Annotated in this window: 14 protein-coding genes; 3 read left to right on the top strand and 11 right to left on the bottom strand. The window is 74.1% G+C overall.

Features of this window, described 5'->3' with window-relative positions; genetic code table 11:
* Window positions 1-21: 21 nt before the first annotated feature.
* Together BMY61_RS05980 and BMY61_RS05985 are read right to left on the bottom strand one after the other, a co-directional pair.
* On the bottom strand, window positions 22-774 hold the full coding sequence (locus BMY61_RS05980; RefSeq protein ID WP_042443872.1) for an IclR family transcriptional regulator: 753 nt from the start codon (window positions 772-774) through the stop codon (window positions 22-24).
* Window positions 771-1,817, bottom strand: a complete 1,047-nt coding sequence (locus BMY61_RS05985; protein ID WP_042443873.1) for a sugar kinase — start codon at window positions 1,815-1,817, stop codon at window positions 771-773. Before BMY61_RS05985 ends, BMY61_RS05980 begins: the two co-directional genes overlap by 4 nt.
* 88 nt (window positions 1,818-1,905) lie before the next feature.
* Between BMY61_RS05985 and BMY61_RS05990 the strand changes: the two genes are divergently transcribed.
* The 3 genes from BMY61_RS05990 to BMY61_RS06000 all read left to right on the top strand — a co-directional run bounded on the left by BMY61_RS05990 (window position 1,906) and on the right by BMY61_RS06000 (window position 5,907).
* On the top strand, window positions 1,906-2,598 hold the full coding sequence (locus BMY61_RS05990; RefSeq protein ID WP_236655896.1) for a bifunctional 4-hydroxy-2-oxoglutarate aldolase/2-dehydro-3-deoxy-phosphogluconate aldolase: 693 nt from the start codon (window positions 1,906-1,908) through the stop codon (window positions 2,596-2,598).
* A gap of 27 nt (window positions 2,599-2,625) precedes the next feature.
* Window positions 2,626-4,656: an ArnT family glycosyltransferase gene (locus BMY61_RS05995; protein WP_236655897.1), complete on the top strand. Its 2,031-nt coding sequence runs from the start codon at window positions 2,626-2,628 to the stop codon at window positions 4,654-4,656.
* A gap of 156 nt (window positions 4,657-4,812) precedes the next feature.
* Window positions 4,813-5,907, top strand: a complete 1,095-nt coding sequence (locus BMY61_RS06000) for a PP2C family protein-serine/threonine phosphatase (protein ID WP_052438421.1) — start codon at window positions 4,813-4,815, stop codon at window positions 5,905-5,907.
* Between the two features lie 6 nt (window positions 5,908-5,913).
* Here the strand turns inward: BMY61_RS06000 and BMY61_RS06005 are convergent, their stop codons facing one another.
* From BMY61_RS06005 to BMY61_RS06045, 9 genes are all read right to left on the bottom strand, one after another.
* Window positions 5,914-6,351 carry a TlpA family protein disulfide reductase gene (locus BMY61_RS06005; protein ID WP_042443999.1) on the bottom strand — a complete coding sequence of 146 codons (438 nt, stop codon included), beginning with the start codon at window positions 6,349-6,351 and terminating at the stop codon, window positions 5,914-5,916.
* Between the two features lie 5 nt (window positions 6,352-6,356).
* Window positions 6,357-6,806 carry a DUF4395 domain-containing protein gene (locus tag BMY61_RS06010; protein WP_042443878.1) on the bottom strand — a complete coding sequence of 150 codons (450 nt, stop codon included), beginning with the start codon at window positions 6,804-6,806 and terminating at the stop codon, window positions 6,357-6,359.
* 203 nt (window positions 6,807-7,009) lie between these two features.
* On the bottom strand, window positions 7,010-8,455 hold the full coding sequence (locus BMY61_RS06015; RefSeq protein WP_042443880.1) for a wax ester/triacylglycerol synthase domain-containing protein: 1,446 nt from the start codon (window positions 8,453-8,455) through the stop codon (window positions 7,010-7,012).
* An 89-nt stretch (window positions 8,456-8,544) separates the two neighbouring features.
* The gene (locus BMY61_RS06020; RefSeq protein WP_042443881.1) at window positions 8,545-9,438 is read right to left on the bottom strand and encodes a 4'-phosphopantetheinyl transferase family protein; all 894 of its coding nucleotides are present in this window, start codon (window positions 9,436-9,438) and stop codon (window positions 8,545-8,547) included.
* A complete protein-coding gene (locus BMY61_RS06025; RefSeq protein ID WP_042443883.1) occupies window positions 9,362-10,252 on the bottom strand; it encodes a 2-oxo acid dehydrogenase subunit E2 in 891 nt (296 codons plus the stop codon). Before BMY61_RS06025 ends, BMY61_RS06020 begins: the two co-directional genes overlap by 77 nt.
* On the bottom strand, window positions 10,249-10,488 hold the full coding sequence (locus BMY61_RS06030; protein WP_042443885.1) for an acyl carrier protein: 240 nt from the start codon (window positions 10,486-10,488) through the stop codon (window positions 10,249-10,251). Before BMY61_RS06030 ends, BMY61_RS06025 begins: the two co-directional genes overlap by 4 nt.
* A 49-nt stretch (window positions 10,489-10,537) precedes the next feature.
* Complete coding sequence (locus BMY61_RS06035) at window positions 10,538-11,560, bottom strand: 3-oxoacyl-ACP synthase III family protein (protein WP_236655898.1); 1,023 nt, start codon at window positions 11,558-11,560, stop codon at window positions 10,538-10,540.
* 35 nt (window positions 11,561-11,595) lie between these two features.
* A complete protein-coding gene (locus tag BMY61_RS06040; protein WP_042443890.1) occupies window positions 11,596-14,598 on the bottom strand; it encodes a type I polyketide synthase in 3,003 nt (1,000 codons plus the stop codon).
* Entirely contained in the window at window positions 14,598-14,900 is a 303-nt protein-coding gene (locus BMY61_RS06045; protein ID WP_042443892.1) for an acyl carrier protein, read from the bottom strand. The genes BMY61_RS06040 and BMY61_RS06045 overlap by 1 nt, the downstream gene beginning before the upstream one ends.
* Window positions 14,901-14,926 lie beyond the last annotated feature (26 nt).

Consider the following 14,926-nt stretch of genomic DNA (forward strand, 5'->3'; position numbering starts at 1 on the left):
CCTTTCGTCGGTGGTCGGGGTTCAACGGTGAGGGGAGCGGAAGCCGGCGTCCTCACTGATCGCGCGGGCGGTGGCCAGCAGCTGCGGCAGCAGCTCCAGGACCTGCTCGTAGGGCAGCACCACGTCCGGCACGGAGAGCGAGACGGCGGCGGCCACCCGCCCGGAGGCGTCGCGGACGGGCGCCGCGACGCAGTTGATGAAGGTCTCGTGCTCGGCCCGGTCCTGCGCCCAGCCCTGCTCGGCCACCGTCTCCAGCTCCGCGAGCAGGGACCGGGCGTCCGTCAGGGTGCGCGGCGTGGAGGGCGTGTAGGTGATCGACCGGGCCACCCGGCGGCGTTCGGCGAGCGACAGGTCGGCGAGCAGGACCTTGGCCACCGCGGTGTTGTGCAGGCCGGCCCGCAGGCCGATCCTCGAGTACATGCGCACGGCGTGCCGGGAGTCGTACTTGTCGATGTAGACCACCTCGCCCGCCTCCATCGCGGCCAGATGGACCGTCTGCCCGGTCGCGGCGTTGAGCTCGGCCAGGTGCGGCGCGGCGAGCCGCCGGATCGGGCGCTGTTCCAGTGCGAGCGAGGAGAGCGCGAACAGACCCGCGCCCAGGTGGTAGCGGAAGGCCTGGTCGCGGTGGACGAAGCGCTCCTCCTCCAGGCTCTGCAGCAGCCGCAGCGCGGTCGTCTTGTGGACGCCCAGCACCTCGGCCAGCTGGTCCAACGAGCGCTCACCCGCGCCCAGCTCGGCCAGCAGGCGCAGCGCGCGGGACACGGTCTGGCTCACGGTCCGACCTCCTCCCTCGGCGGCCCGGCGGCAACGGTCGCGCCGGAGGCCGTGACCACGGTATCGGCCCAGGTCGCGTCGGACGCGGCAAGGAGGACGTCGACGGTCTCCGGTCGCGGCGGGCGGCCCTGGTCCCCCGGAGAGGTGAGCGCACAGGCGGCGGCGAGATGGCCGAGCCGCAACCGGCCGCGTTCGTCCAGCCCGCGCAGCAGCCCGGCCAGATAGCCGCCGGCGAAGGCGTCGCCCGCGCCCGTCGGCTCCACGACCTCGACGCGCAGGGCCGGTTGCCGGGTGAGGCCGCCCTTTCGGTCGACGGCGAGGGCCTGGTACGCGCCGTCCTTGACGACGAGGGTGCGCGGGCGCGGCAGCAGCCGCCGCAGGGCGAGCGGGTCACCGGTGCCGAGCACGGCCTCGGCCTCGTCGGCGCCGAGCAGCACCACGTCGGCGGAGTCGAGCAGTTCGCGCAGCACGGCGGGGTCGCGGTCGCGCCAGAGCGCGGGCCGCCAGTTGAGGTCGAAGGAGATCGTCCGCCCGGACCGCGGGGCGGCCAGCAGCGCACGGAGCAGGGCCAGGCAGCCGTCGGCGAGCGCCGCGGTGATCCCGCTCAGGTGCAGCAGCCGGGCTCCGGCGAGCAGGCGCGCGGCGGCGGGCTCGGCGAGCAGGTCCGGCGAGAGCGCGGAGGCGGCCGAGCCGGCCCGGTAGTAGTGCAGGCGGCTGCGGTCCGCGCCGAGGTCGTCCGGGTGCGCGCTGCCGCCGACCTCCTTGACGTACAGGCCGGTGGGCCGGTGCGGGTCGACGGCCACGCCGGAGACGTCGACGCCGCGTGCCGCGAGCTCGTCGAGCAGTCGGCGGCCGAAGCCGTCGGCGCCGACGCGGCTGATCCAGGCGCTGCGCACGCCGAGGTCGGCGAGAACGCACGCGGTGTTGGACTCGGCGCCGCCGACGGCGCTGCGGAAGCCGGGCACCGCGTCGAGCGGCCCGGGGGCGTCCGGCAGCAGCACCGCCATCGACTCCCCCAGGCACACCGCCTCCGCGCTCCGCATCGCCCGCACCCCCTCGTTGACCCGTGATGGCGGCGATGCTAGAACTCTCGGCGCATTATCCGCAACAGAGGTTGCACATGTTGCAATCTTGATCTTCGAAGGGAACCCGCGCCCGATGAGCCTGCTCGCCCAGCTCGCCGACTCCCCCGTCATCGCCGTGGTCCGCGCCCCCGCGATCGCCGACGCGGCGCGCCTGTGCGTGGCCCTGGCAGCCGGGGGCATCACCTGCACGGAGCTGACCTTCACCACACCCGGGATGACGACCCACCTCCGGCGCGCGGCCGAGGCCGGGCACCGGGTCGGGGCGGGCACCGTCCTCACCGCCGACCAGGCCCACGCCGCGATCGACGCCGGGGCCTCCTTCCTGGTCACCCCCGGCCTGCGCCCGGAGGTCGCGGCCGTGGCCACGCGCCGGGCCGTGCCCGTCGTCCTGGGCGCGCTCACCCCCACGGAGGTCGCGCAGGCGGTGGACCTGGGCGCCGACGCCGTCAAGATCTTCCCGGCGAAGGCCTTCGGCCCCGGCTACCTGGGGGACCTGCACGGGCCGTTCCCCGGCGTCCCCCTGATCGCCTCGGGCGGCGTCCACCAGGGCAACGCCGCCCAGTTCCTCGCCCACGGAGCCGCCGCCGTCTGCGCCGGCACCGACGTCGTCCCGCCCGCTGCGGTCGCGGACGGCGACTTCGCCGCCCTGACCGAGCGGGCGACCGCCTTCAGCGCGGCGCTGCGAGGGGCAGCCGTCGACGCCGGGGAGCCAGGCGCGTACAGTGACGCGCGCTCGTAGAGATCATGACGTCGTTGGGGGACGGCCGTGGCCGAATCAGTGCGTGGTGGGGGTGCCGGCAAACCGGCCACGGACACGAGCCCGGCCCGCCTCCCGCCATGGCGACGGGCCGACGACCAACCCGCCTATGCCACCACCGCGTTGCTGTTGATCTGTGTGCTCGCCGCAGTTCTCTACGCACGGGGGATCACGCAGAGCCAGTACCGCGACTACTACGCCGACGCGGCCCGCAGCATGAGCGGGAGTTGGAAGGCGTTCTTCTTCGGCTCCTTCGATCCGGGCAACTCGATCACCATCGACAAGCTGCCGGGATTCCTGTGGCCGCAGGCGCTCGCAGCGCGGCTCTTCGGCTTCCACCCCTGGGTGCTGACGCTGCCACAGGTACTGGAGGGCATCGCCTGCGTGCTGGTCCTCCACCGGGCCGTCCGCCGGTGGACGGGCGTGAACGCGGCACTGATCGCCGCGGCCGTGTTCCTGGCGACACCCGCCACAGCCGGCCTGTTCCGCACGCAGGTGGAGGACCCCCTGCTGACCCTCTGTCTGCTGCTCGCCGCCGACGCCACCCAGCGGGCGGCGCTCAGCGGGCGGCTGCGCTCGCTCGTCCTCGCGGGCGTCTGGGTGGGCGTGGGATTCCAGGCCAAGATGTTGGAGGCCTGGGCCGTGCTGCCCGCGCTCGGGCTGGTCTACCTGGTCTCGGCTCCCGCCCCGGTCCGCAGGCGGCTCGCCCATCTCGGGATCGCCGCGGCGGTGGCCGTGGTGGCGTCCGCGTCCTGGGTCCTCGCGGTCAGCGCCACTCCGGCCGACGACCGGCCGTACGTCGACGGCACCACGAACAACTCCGCGGTCAGCATGGCTGTGGGCTACAACTTCCTGAGCCGCTTCTCCTCCGTCGGGCTGAGCGCGGCCGGCTCCGGCAGCGTCGTCTCGGGTCCGGACGGATCGGAGGCCCCCTCCGAGCAGGCGGACGCGTCCGGGAGCGGTCGCCTGGGGGCACCGCTGCCAGGGGACTTCGGGTCGGACGAGAGCGGCTGGGGCAAACTGCTCGGCTCCTCGCTTGCCTCGCAGACGGGCTGGCTCTACCCCTTCGCGGCCGTCGCGCTCGGCTGCGGACTGTGGTGGCGCCGGGGCAAGCCGCGCACCGACGGGCTGCGCGCCGGTCTGCTGCTCTGGGGCACCTGGCTGGCCACGTACTTCCTGGCCTTCAGCGCCGGCAGCGTAGGCGGACACATCTACTACCTGGGCGTCATCGCGGTGCCGCTCGCCGCGCTGACCGGCGCCGGAACCGTCCTGATGTGGCGGGAGCACCGCACTGGCGGCAGACGTGCCTGGGCCCTCCCGCTCGCGATCGCGACGACCGCGGCGTGGAGCGTCCACCTCTCGATGCAGTACCCCTCCCCCCTGTCATGGCTCGGCCCTGCCACGCTCGTGCTCGGCATCGCCGGGTGCCTGCTGCTGGCCCTGGCCCTGGCCGGAACACGCACCACGACGAAGACCAGGATCGCCGTGGCCGGGCTGACGGCCGGGCTGTGTGCCGTCGTGGTCACACCGGGGGCCTGGGCCACCCAGGTCTTCAACCCCTGGAACACCTACCCGCTGCTCGGCTCGGTCGGGCCGACGTCCGACTTCGGACAGCCGGGTGGCTTCGTGCCGACCGACGACGCCCTCACCCCGTCCCAGCAGCGACTGCTGGCGTACACCACGGCGCATCGGGGGACGGCACGCTACCTCTTCGCCAGCACCAACGAGACCAATGCGTCCCCGTTCATCCTGGACGCCGGAGCCGAGGTCCTGCCGCTGGGCGGATTCACCGGTCGCGTCCCCTACCCGACCCTGCCCGGGTTCCAGCAACTGGTGGACTCCGGGCAGTTGCAGTACGTGCTCGTCAACAGCGAACGCGGCATGGGGGGCTTCGGCGGCGCCGAGTCCGGCAGTGCGACGACCACCACCTCGGAGATCACCGTCTGGGTCCTGGCGCACTGCGCCACCGTTTCGGCCGGTGACTACGGCGCGGACCTGTACTTCTACGGCGACCTCTACCGGTGCGGCCCCGGGCGGTAGCGGCGGTTCCTGCCCGGGGCGTCGCGAGCATCACACCCCTGAACGGGACCTTCGTCCTGTGCTCAGCACGCGGGTCCCGGTGACGATGGCAGCAGGCCACGTCGACGGAACCGCGACGGGCCTGCCACCCGGGCACCTCACGGAAGCAGGTCTTCGATGTCGACGTTCTCCCCCTCGTTGCAGGCACCGCCGGGCCGCGTGCGCGGACGACGGCGGCTGCACTGGGCGCCGCTGCTGCTGCTCGCCGTCGACCTGGTGCTGGAGACGGCCGTGTCGCACGTCGTGGCCGCCGGCTTCCTGCTCACCGTGCTGCCCGTGGTCACCGCTTTCACCCTCGGGCCGCTCGTCGTGGGCGGCGCCACGGTCCTCGCCCTGGGCCTGGAGCTCGGGCTGGCGGAGCGGGTCGGGCACCTCACCGAACAGCACCACGTCTGGGTCTACATCGCCACCGCCCTCGCCGGGGTGCTGGGCGCGGCGCTGGCCGAACAGCGGCGGCGGCAGTCGCGGGACCTGGTCCGGGTGCGGACCGTCGCGGAGACCCTGCAGCGCGCCGTCCTGCGGCCGGTCCCCGCGCAGGCGGGCGGGCTGCGGGCGGCCGGCTTCTACCACCCCGCCGAGGCGGACGCCGGGGTCGGCGGCGACCTGTACGAGGTCTGCCGGACCCGGTTCGGCACCCGGGTGCTGCTCGGCGACGTCCGCGGCAAGGGCCTGGACGCGGTCCGGACCGTCGCCGACGTACTCGGTGCGTTCCGCGCCGCCGCCCACGAGACACCGGACCTGACCGCCCTCGCCGCGCAGCTCGACCGCCAGGTCGCCCGGCACGCGGCCGAGACCGGGGACGACGAACTGTTCGTCACCGCGGTGCTGGTCGAGCACGACCCCGACTCGGGCCGGTTCTCGATCGTCAACCGCGGCCACCTCGACCCGCTGCTGCTCTCCGCCTCCGGTGTCACGACGCTGACCTGCGCGGAGGCACTCCCGCTCGGCCTCGGCGCGCTCGCACCGAGCACCGTCGAGCCGACCACCCTCCGACTCGACCCCGGCGAGACCCTGCTGCTCTGCACCGACGGCGTCACCGAGGCCCGCGACGACGCCGGCACCTTCTACCCGCTCGCGGCCCGGCTGGACGGGCTGGACGCCACCGATCCGGGCGCGGTCATCGCGCACCTGCGCAGCGACGTGCCCGCCTACGCGCGCCGGCTGGACGACGACGTGACGGCACTGGCGCTCAGTCCGGCCGCCTCGGGCTGAACCACCTCAAGCAGCGGTCGGGACCGTCGCGAGCTCCAGAGCCGAGGCCACCTCGGCCCGCGTCGGCGGGCCCGAGGCGCGACGCAGGACCCGACCGTCGCGGTCGAGCACGAGCACGGTCGGCGTGCGCATCACCTCCGCGCGGCGGACCAGGTCGAGGCGCTCCTCGGCGTCGATCTCGACGTGCCGCACGCCCGGCGTGCCGTCGGCCACCTCGGTGAGCAGGCGCCGGGTTCCCGGGCACGTCGCGCAGAAGGACGTCGAGAACTGCACCAGGGTCGCCCGGTCGCCGAGCGACTGACCGAGGTCGCGCGCGGTCAGCCGCAGTGGCCCGTCGGCGCGGAGCGCCCGGAGCCGGCCGTCGCGGCTGCGGCGGACGAGCCCGAAGGCGGTCGCGGCGAGCAGGACGACTGCCGCGACGACCAGCCCGGTGGGATCGGCCACGCCGCTCACCCCTGTCCCAGACGGGCCCGGCCGCGCACGGCGAGCAGGTAGACCTCGCAGCCCAGGCAGTAGCCGAACGCCGCGTTCAGGAACGCCGCGGCGAGCGCGAACGCGGTGGCGGCGATGCCGAGCCAGGTCGCGCCGGTGAGGTAGCCGAGGGCGCCGACCGCGGCGAAGGTGAAGCCGACCGCCTGGGCGAAGCGCGGCGGGCGCTCGTCCTCCATTTCCACGGGCGGGCCGAGCCGCGGTCGCACGAAGCGCCGGAAGAGCCAGCCGTAGGGCGAGAAGCGCAGGCCGAACCCGGCCGCGACGGCGAAGACGGCGGCCTGCGCCACGAGCAGCACACCGCTGCCGGTCGCGAGGACGACGAGAAGGACGAGGGTGGTCAGCACGGCGGCGAAGCGAGGTCCGCGCGGATCGACGCGAACAGGCGCCCCGGCAAGGGGGACGGACATGACGGGACTCCGGAGGGGGACGAACGGAACCTGGGTCGGGTGTCGGGCGCGCGCGTCAGCGACACGCGGCGGACCACACACGACCGAAGTCGATGTGGGCCCTGATCACCAGGAACGTCGTCACGGGGAGCATCTCTCCATTCCAGCAGCCGCCCGAGAGCCGGTCAAACAGCGGTCACCTGGCGGACGCCCGCCCTCCGCGGTCAGGCCGCGACGGGCGGCGCGGCAGCGTGGGCGAGCAGCTCGTCCAGTTCGGTCCGCAGGGAACGCTCGAGCCCCCGTGGGTCGCGCAGCTCGTCGGCGAGGCCGTGGACACCGATGTTGACCTGGCCGCGGAAGCGGCTCACGGCGAGGGCCAGGGCGTGGCCCCGGGCCAGCGGGGCGAGCGGGTGCACCGCGCGGAGCGGGGCGCCGACGAGGGTGAACGGAAGCCCGGGGATCGGCACGTCACTGACGAGCGCGTCGAAGAGGAGGGGCGCGGTGGGAGCCAGGAGCGGACCTGCGAGGCGGTGGACACCCGGCGGTACCAGGTCCGACAGCAGGGGCAGCGCGCCGGCGCCCTGCTGCGCGCCGCGGTCCTTGTGCTCGTTCAGCACCTGCCGCATCCGCAGCAGTCGCGTCACCGGATCGGGTTCGTCGACCGGCAGGGTGACCAGGTAGCCGGAGAGCTGGTTGCCGAGCGCGGCGTCCCCGGCCCTGGGTCGCTGCCCGACGGGTACCAGCACCTGGGTGCGGCGGCGGGCCGGGTCGACGCCGAGCTCCAGGTACCAGCGCCGCAGCGCGCCGCTGATCAGCCCCAGGCTGACGTCGTGCAACGTCCCTCCGAACCAGCGGCGCAGCGTCTGCAGTTCCACGGTCGGCAGGGCCGCCAGGGCGACGACGCGCGTGCCCGGCCCGGCCGCCGAGGTCGTGTGGAGGGGGTGGTCCAGGGGGCCGCGTGCGGTGCCGAGGAGGCGGGGGCGCAGCCTGTCGCCGAAGCGCAGACCGACACCCGCGGCGACGTCCGCGAGCACGTCGGCGGAGCGCGCGGTGCGCCGGGCCACCTCCTCCATCCGGGTCCAGGGCGCGGGAACCCGCCACTCGCCGTAGGCGGGTACCGGCGGTTCAGCGGTACCGGAGGAGTCGACGTCGGAAGGGTCGACGTCGGCGGTGGCGGCGCGGCGGACGGAGGAGCGTTGGAGCCGGTCCAGGAGCCGGACGCCCAGCTCCACGGCGCGCAGACCGTCCGCGGCGGCGTGGTGCAGCTTGAGCAGCAGGTGGAAGCCGGACTCGGGGTGACCGTCGGTCAGCAGGTGGATCTCCCAGGGGGCGCGGTCCCGGCGCAACGGCGCGGCCATCAGCTCGGCCGTCACCCGCTCCAGGGCGCCGCGGCCGACCAGGCCGTGGACCCGGACGTGCCGCAGCGCGTCGAAGGCGCGGTCCTCGACCCACCGGGGTGACTCCAGCGGGTTGCGCGGGACGTGCACCCGCTGCCGCAGTCGGGGCGCCCGGGCGGCGCGTCCGGCGAGCAACACGGCCAGGGCGGCCGGGTCGGCGCCACCGCCGGGGCCGAACTGCAGCAGTGCCCCCAGGTGCATCGGCGCCTCTGGGGATTCCAGGCTCCAGAAGGCCGTGTCCAGCGCGCTGAGCTTTCTGGTGGGGGTCGTCACGGTGGCCGCCTCTTCGGAGTGGGGTCGCGCTGGCGGGGCCCACAGTGGCGAACGGCGCTTGTACGGCGGCAAAGGGGAACCGCAGGGTGTCACCAGGCGTCGTCGGCGCCCGATCCCTGTTCCTCCTCGCCCAGCACCAGGGCCACGGCGTCGACGATGGTCGTCTCCAGCATGGTGTGCACGGCGGTGTCCTCGGTGCGGCCGAATCCCGCGTCGTAGACGGCGACCGAGAGGGTGTGGTCCGCGCCGGCCGGGAAGGTCGCGAAGCTCCAGCCGTCCTCCCCCGTCGGCCCGTGCGGAAGCTGTCCCCCCGGGCCGCCCGGGTCCTGCCCCTCCACGCCGTAGACCGACACGGGATCCCGGTCCAGTCGGAAGCCGAAGTCGGTGAAGCGCAGCTGCATGCCGAGCCCGAGCGCCTTGGTGTAGGCCTCCTTGAGCGTCCACAGGCGCACGAGCTCGGGGTCACGCCGGGCCGGGGGCAGGGCGTCGACCCAGGCCAGTTCCGCGGGGGTGCACCAGTGGCGGGCCAACCCCGCCTCGTAGAACTCGCGCCGCGCGTCCTCGACGTCGACGCCGACGAACCCGCGCGTGGTCAGGCCCACCAGCAGCAGGCCGTCGGTGTGGCTGAGGCTGATGTCCAGGGCGTCGTTGCCGCGCAGGTAGGGGCGACCGGTGGTCCGGTAGCCGAGCTCCACCGAGTCGGGGGGCACCTGCAGGGCCTCCCCCGCCGCGTACTTGAGCAGGATGCGGGAGGCGGCGAAGCGGTTGCGCACGTCCGGCCTGGCCAGATCCAGGTACCTGTTCCAGTCCCGGCCGAGGAGACGGCGGAGCCGAGGACCGGCCGCCTCCTGGGGCCGCCAGTCCTCGGACCGGGCGTAGACCAGCGCGGTGCCGCGCAGGGCCAGGTCAGCGCTGAGCTGCTGCCATGGCCCCTGCGGTCCGCTGATCCGGATCGGCCGGCCGATCGGCTCGGGCACCCTCATGGGGCTGCCGGGCCTCGGAACCGCCGTGTTCATCGAAGTCCTCCACGTTCTGCTTGAGCGCGCCCAGCACCTCCGCGGCGAGCGCGCCGTCGATCACCCGGTGGTCGAAGGCCAGGCCGAGCCGGAGCACCGGCGCGACGACGACCCGTCCCTCGCGGACCACGGGACGCTCCAGGACCCGGCCCAGGTTGACGGTGACGGCGGTGCCGCCGACGGAGTGGAACCCGTCCACCACGCCGTTGCCGAGCGAGCTGACCGACACCGTGCCGAAGACCTGCTCGCGCCGGCGCGGGTCCCGCAGCGCCCGCCCGAAGGCCAGCCGGCCGAGCGGTGCGGGCGCGCGGCCGAGCGCGCGGACCCCGGCGAACTCCGGAAGGCCGTCGAGATCCGTCGCCCGGTAGCGCTCGAGACGTTCCTGGATCTCGTCCAGGCCTGCCTGCTCCAGGCGCGGGAGCAGCGCCGACAGCACCCGTCGCTCGCCGTCGAGCCGCCGGTCCAGGGCGAGCTTGGCGGTGACGCCGCCGAACACGGTGATCCGCGGGGCGCGCAGGCGGCCGGGCCAGCCCGGCGCCATGACGGCGTTGGCCCGCGGGTACACGGCCAGGGTGCGGCCGAGCGCATGCAGCACGTAGCTCACGTACGCGTAGCGGCGCCCCTCCGCCCGGGCGGCCGCGCGGTGCGCGAGCACGCGCGTCATGTCCGCCTCGGTGTCGAGGAAGACGGCCCGCTGCCGGTCGGCCTGCTCCAGGAAGTAGAGCGTGTGCCGCCGGCCGCGGACCTTCTCCGTCCGCGGGACGGCTTCTTCGGCCGTCACGCCGCGGTCGCTATCGCGCGGATCTCGTCCAGGGTGCGGGCCTGCAGCACCTGGCCGACCGGCACGCGGCGGCCGGTGGCCCGCTCCAGCGAGGAGACGAGCTTGAGCAGGTGCAACGAGTCCCAGCCGGCCAGGGCGTCGAAGTCCCGGTGCACGGAGGCCTCGTCGAGGTCGAGGCCGGTGGCCTCGCGCAGCAGGGCGAGGTAGTCCTCGGGGGTGGTGAGCGGGGTCGTCACGGCTGGCTCCAACGGGTCGTCACGGGCGGGTCGGGAAGGGGCGTGGTGGTCACAGCTTCTCCAGCGCGAAGCCGGCCTTGATCCACTTGCTGGACTCCACCGCGACGGCCAGCGCCCGCTGACCGCTCGTCATCTGCCGCAGCAGCTTCTCGGTCTGCAGGAACGGCAGCGCGTTGCCGTTGTTGCCGGTGTCGGCGACGCAGGAGATCTCCGTCGCGCCCGGCACGTCCAGCTCGGCGACGATCCGGGAGGTCATCACCCCGGACAGCTGCGGCGGCAGCAGGTAGTCCAACTCGTTCACCTCCCAGCCGAGTTCGCCGAGCAGCTCCCAGAGGATCTCGGCGGCCATCACCGGCACGCCCTCCTCGATGGCCTTGTAGTCCTCGTGGACGGCCTGCTTGTCGCTGTGGCGGTCGGCGACGCCGAACCACTCGATCACCTGGCCGGGCTTGCGCCCCAGCCCGGTGAGCCGGTTGAGCACCCGGCGCACCGCGACCGCCTCGCCCACGGGCTCCGGGCCGAGCACCGCCGCGCCCGCTCCGTCGCCGAACAGGACGTAGTTGACCAGTTCGCTCGGCGCCGCCTCGCCGAGGTCCTCGCGCAGCTCCAGGTGCTTGCTGCACACGTCGCCGCCGAGCACCAGCCCCGTCCCGCCGGTCTGGGCGACCAGGGTGCGGGCCAGGTCCAGCGCCTGCACCGCACCGGCGCAGCCGGACTGCAGCTGGTAGGTGGGCACCTGGTCCAGGCCCAGCTGATCGGCGACGTGGTTGACCGTCGCCGGCATCAGGGTGTCCGGGGTGGCGGTGCCCATCACCACGAAGTCGATCTGCGCGGGGCCGTAGCCGGCCGCGTCCAACGCCCGCTGCCCGGCGGAGGCGGCGAGGTCGGCGAGGCTCCAGCGGACCTCGCCGGTGGCGAAGTCCCGGGCGAAGTAACGGGTCTTCGTGCCGATGAAGACCTCGATCCACTCCTCGCTGACCCCGAGCGCCTTGGCCAGCTGGGCGTTGTCCACCGGGTCGCCGGGCAGGGCGGTCCCCAGGGAGACCAGGAAAGCGTCCTGAGTCTGCGTCACCTTCTCCACCTTCTTGTCGGGTCTTGTCGAGAGAGTCAGGCCAGGGAGGCGGCGTCGGCGGCGACGTCGCTGCGGGCCTCGTAGAAGGCGATCAGCTCGCCCAAGGAGCCGAGCACCGGGATCAGTTCGGGCACCGACACCTCGCCCGTCTCCGGCAGGGCCTTCTCCAGGTCCTTCTTCAGCTCCATCAGCGTCACGGAGTCGAAGCCCAGGTCCTCGTAGAGGCGCGAGCGCAGGGACAGCTCGTCGAGGCTGTAGCCGCCGACGGCCGCCACCGCCGCCGCGACCTTCTCGGCCACCCGGCCGCGGAACGCGGCCCGGCCGGCCGGTGCCAGCCGCACCACGTGGTCGTCGTCCACCTGCCCGCCCGAGCCGTCCGCGGCCTCGGCGGTGGTCACGGTCAGGCCCGAACGGCCGTTCCGCGTAGGGGGCTTGACCCAGAAGCGGTGCGCGTCGGAGAAGGCGTAGGGCGCCAGACGCGTCAGCGTCCGCTGCTCCTCGCCGTACAGCGCGTCCCAGTGCGGGTCGAGGCCGTCCTGATAGAGCTGGGCCAGCAGGGCGCCCAGGTCGGGGCGGCCGGACTCCCGGGTGGGCAGCGGGTGCAGGGTGCGCAGACCCGCCGGCGGGCGCAGCCGCCGCACCAGGCCGCCGAGCACCGGCTGCGGGCCGATCTCCACCACGTGGGTGGGCCCGGCCGCGAGCAGCGCCTCGGCCGCGTCGGCGAAGCGGACGGCGGCGGAGACGTGCTCCGTCCAGTAGTCGGCGTCGAGCGGCTCGCCGGGACGCAGCAGCCGTCCACGGACGGTGGAGTAGAAGGGCAGCCGGGGCACGCCCGCGATGCCGCGTGCCACCTCGGCGAACTCGGCCAGCATCGGCTGCATCAGCGGCGAGTGGAAGGCGTGCGAGACGGTCAGCCGTCGCATGTCCAGGTCCGCCTCGCCCAGCTCCAGGGCGACCCGGTCCAGCACCTCCAGATCCCCGGACAGGACCGTCTGGCGCGGGCCGTTCACGGCGGCGACGCCGATCAGCGGCTCGTCGTGGATCAGCGGCAGGATCTCGGCCTCCGGCGCGAAGACGGAGAGCATCCCACCGCCGTCCGGCAGCGCCTCCATGAGTCGACCGCGGGCCGCGATCAGGCGGGCCGCCTCGTCCAGTGTCAGCGCGTCGGCCACCACGGCGGCGGCGTACTCGCCGACGCTGTGGCCGAGCAGCAGCGCGGGTTCGACGCCGAACTCCTCCATGGTCCGCGCCAGCGCGTAGCCGACGGCGAACAGGGCGGGCTGCGCCGAGCCGGTGCGATGCACCTTCTGGTCCTCGGCGGTCAGCAGCTCGACGACGGACCAGCCCAGGTGCGGGCGCAGCGCCGCGTCGGCCGCGTCCAGGTGGCGGCGGTAGACCGCCGACTCCCGGTACAGCCGCATCGTCATGCCCGGCGACTGGACGCCCTGTCCGGCGAAGAGGAAGGCGGCCTTGGGGCGGCCGGTGGGACGGTTGGCGTGCCGGGTGAGCAGGTCGTCGTCCTCGGCGGCCGCGCGCAGGGCCGCGGACAGGGCGGAGATGTCCTCGGCGGGCAGCGCGAAGCGGATCCGGTGACCGGTCTTGACCCGGTTGCTGGTCCAGCACAGCCGGCCGAGCGGCACCCGGCGCTTGTCGAGCTCCTCGGCCTGCGCCAGCAGGTTGCGGCGCAGCGCCTCCGGGGTGGTCGCGCTGAGCGTGAAGACGCCGCCGGCCGTGCCGGGAGCCTCGACCGTGGCCGGGCGCACCGCCTGGGGCGGGGCCGAGGCGAGGACGGCATGGGCGTTGGTGCCGCCCATGCCGAAGCTGCTGAGCCCGGCCACGGAGGTGCCCGCCGCCAGCCGCAACGGGGCCTTGATCAGCTTGATGCCCTTGGCCGCCAGGTTCAGCTTGGGGTTCTCCCGCACGGCGAACCGGCTGGCCGGGACCACCCGGTTGTGCAGCGAGAGGGCGACCTTGATCAGGCCTGCGACGCCCGCGGCACCCTCGGTGTGCCCGAGGTTGCCCTTGACCGAGCCGAGCGCCATCGGCTTGTCCGCGCGCGTGGCGTGCAGCGCGCCCAGGGCCTTGGTCTCGATCATGTCACCCAGCTCGGTGCCGGTGCCGTGGCCCTCGGTGAAGACGACCTCGGCGGGCTCCACGCCGGCCCGGCGGTAGGCGGCCTCCAGCACCGCCTGCTGCGCCCAGCGGTTGGGCGCGGTCAGGCCGTTGCTGCGGCCGTCCTGGTTGACGGCGGTCGCGCGGATCACCGCGTAGACCTGCTGGCCGTCGGCGAGGGCGTCCTCGAGGCGCCGCAGCACGACGACGCCGACGCCCTCACCGCGTCCGATCCCGTCGGCCTGCGCGCTGAACGGCTTGCAGCGGCCGTCCGGCGCGGAGAGACCGGCCTGGGTGTAGAAGATGTTCAGCGCGGGCGAGACCGTGACGTTGACGCCGGCCGCGATGGCGGTGTCGCACTCGCCCGAGAGCAGCGCGTTGCCCGCCAGGTGGACGGCGACCAGGGACGAGGAGCAGGCCGTGTCGACGGCGAGGCTCGGGCCCTTGAGGTCGAGGTGGTAGGAGATCCGGTTGGCCGTCATGCAGTAGCCGTTGCCGGAGCCGACCTGGGCGGTGATCTTGTCGTAGTCGGTCAGGTGCCGGTGGGCCCACTCGTTGCCCATGATGCCGACGAAGACGCCGGTGTCGCTGCCCGCCAGGGAGGCGGGAGCGATGCCGGCGTCCTCCAGCGCGCGCCAGGAGCACTGCAGCAGCAGGCGCTGCTGCGGGTCCATGGCGGCGGCCTCGCGAGGGGAGATGGTGAAGAACTCGTTGTCGAAGACGTCCGGGTCGTCGATGAAGCCGCCCCGGTCGGTGTTGGCCCGGCCGTCGCCGCCCTCGGGGGCGGAGAACTCGGCGCCGTCCCAGCGGTCGGCCGGGACCCGGCCGACCGCGTCACCGGAGCGCATCAGCAGCTCCCAGTAGGCGCGCGCGTCGGCGGCGCCGGGGAACCGGCAGTCCAGGCCGACGATGGCTATCTCTCTCATCAGGCGGCGCCCGCCTGCGTTGAGAGCTCCTCCAGGATGTGGGCGGCGAGCGCCTCGATGGTCGGGTAGTCCCAGGCCACGGTGGGCTCCAGCACCAGATCGAAGTCCTCCTCGATGTCGCCGCAGAGGCTGAGGGCGGCCACGGAGTCGAGCCCGTACTCGGCCAGCGGGACGGTCGCGTCGATCTGGTCGGAGGAACGCTTCAGGTAGACGGCGATACGGTCGACCAGCCAGACACTGAGCGACTCGGCGGTGTGCTGCTGCGCCGAACTGGTGGTGACGGTGGTGGTCGTGTCGGTCACGGGATCCTCCAGACGGATCGGACGGG

It is taken from the genome of Streptacidiphilus jiangxiensis (genome assembly GCF_900109465.1).
In the GTDB taxonomy this organism is placed as follows: domain Bacteria; phylum Actinomycetota; class Actinomycetes; order Streptomycetales; family Streptomycetaceae; genus Streptacidiphilus; species Streptacidiphilus jiangxiensis.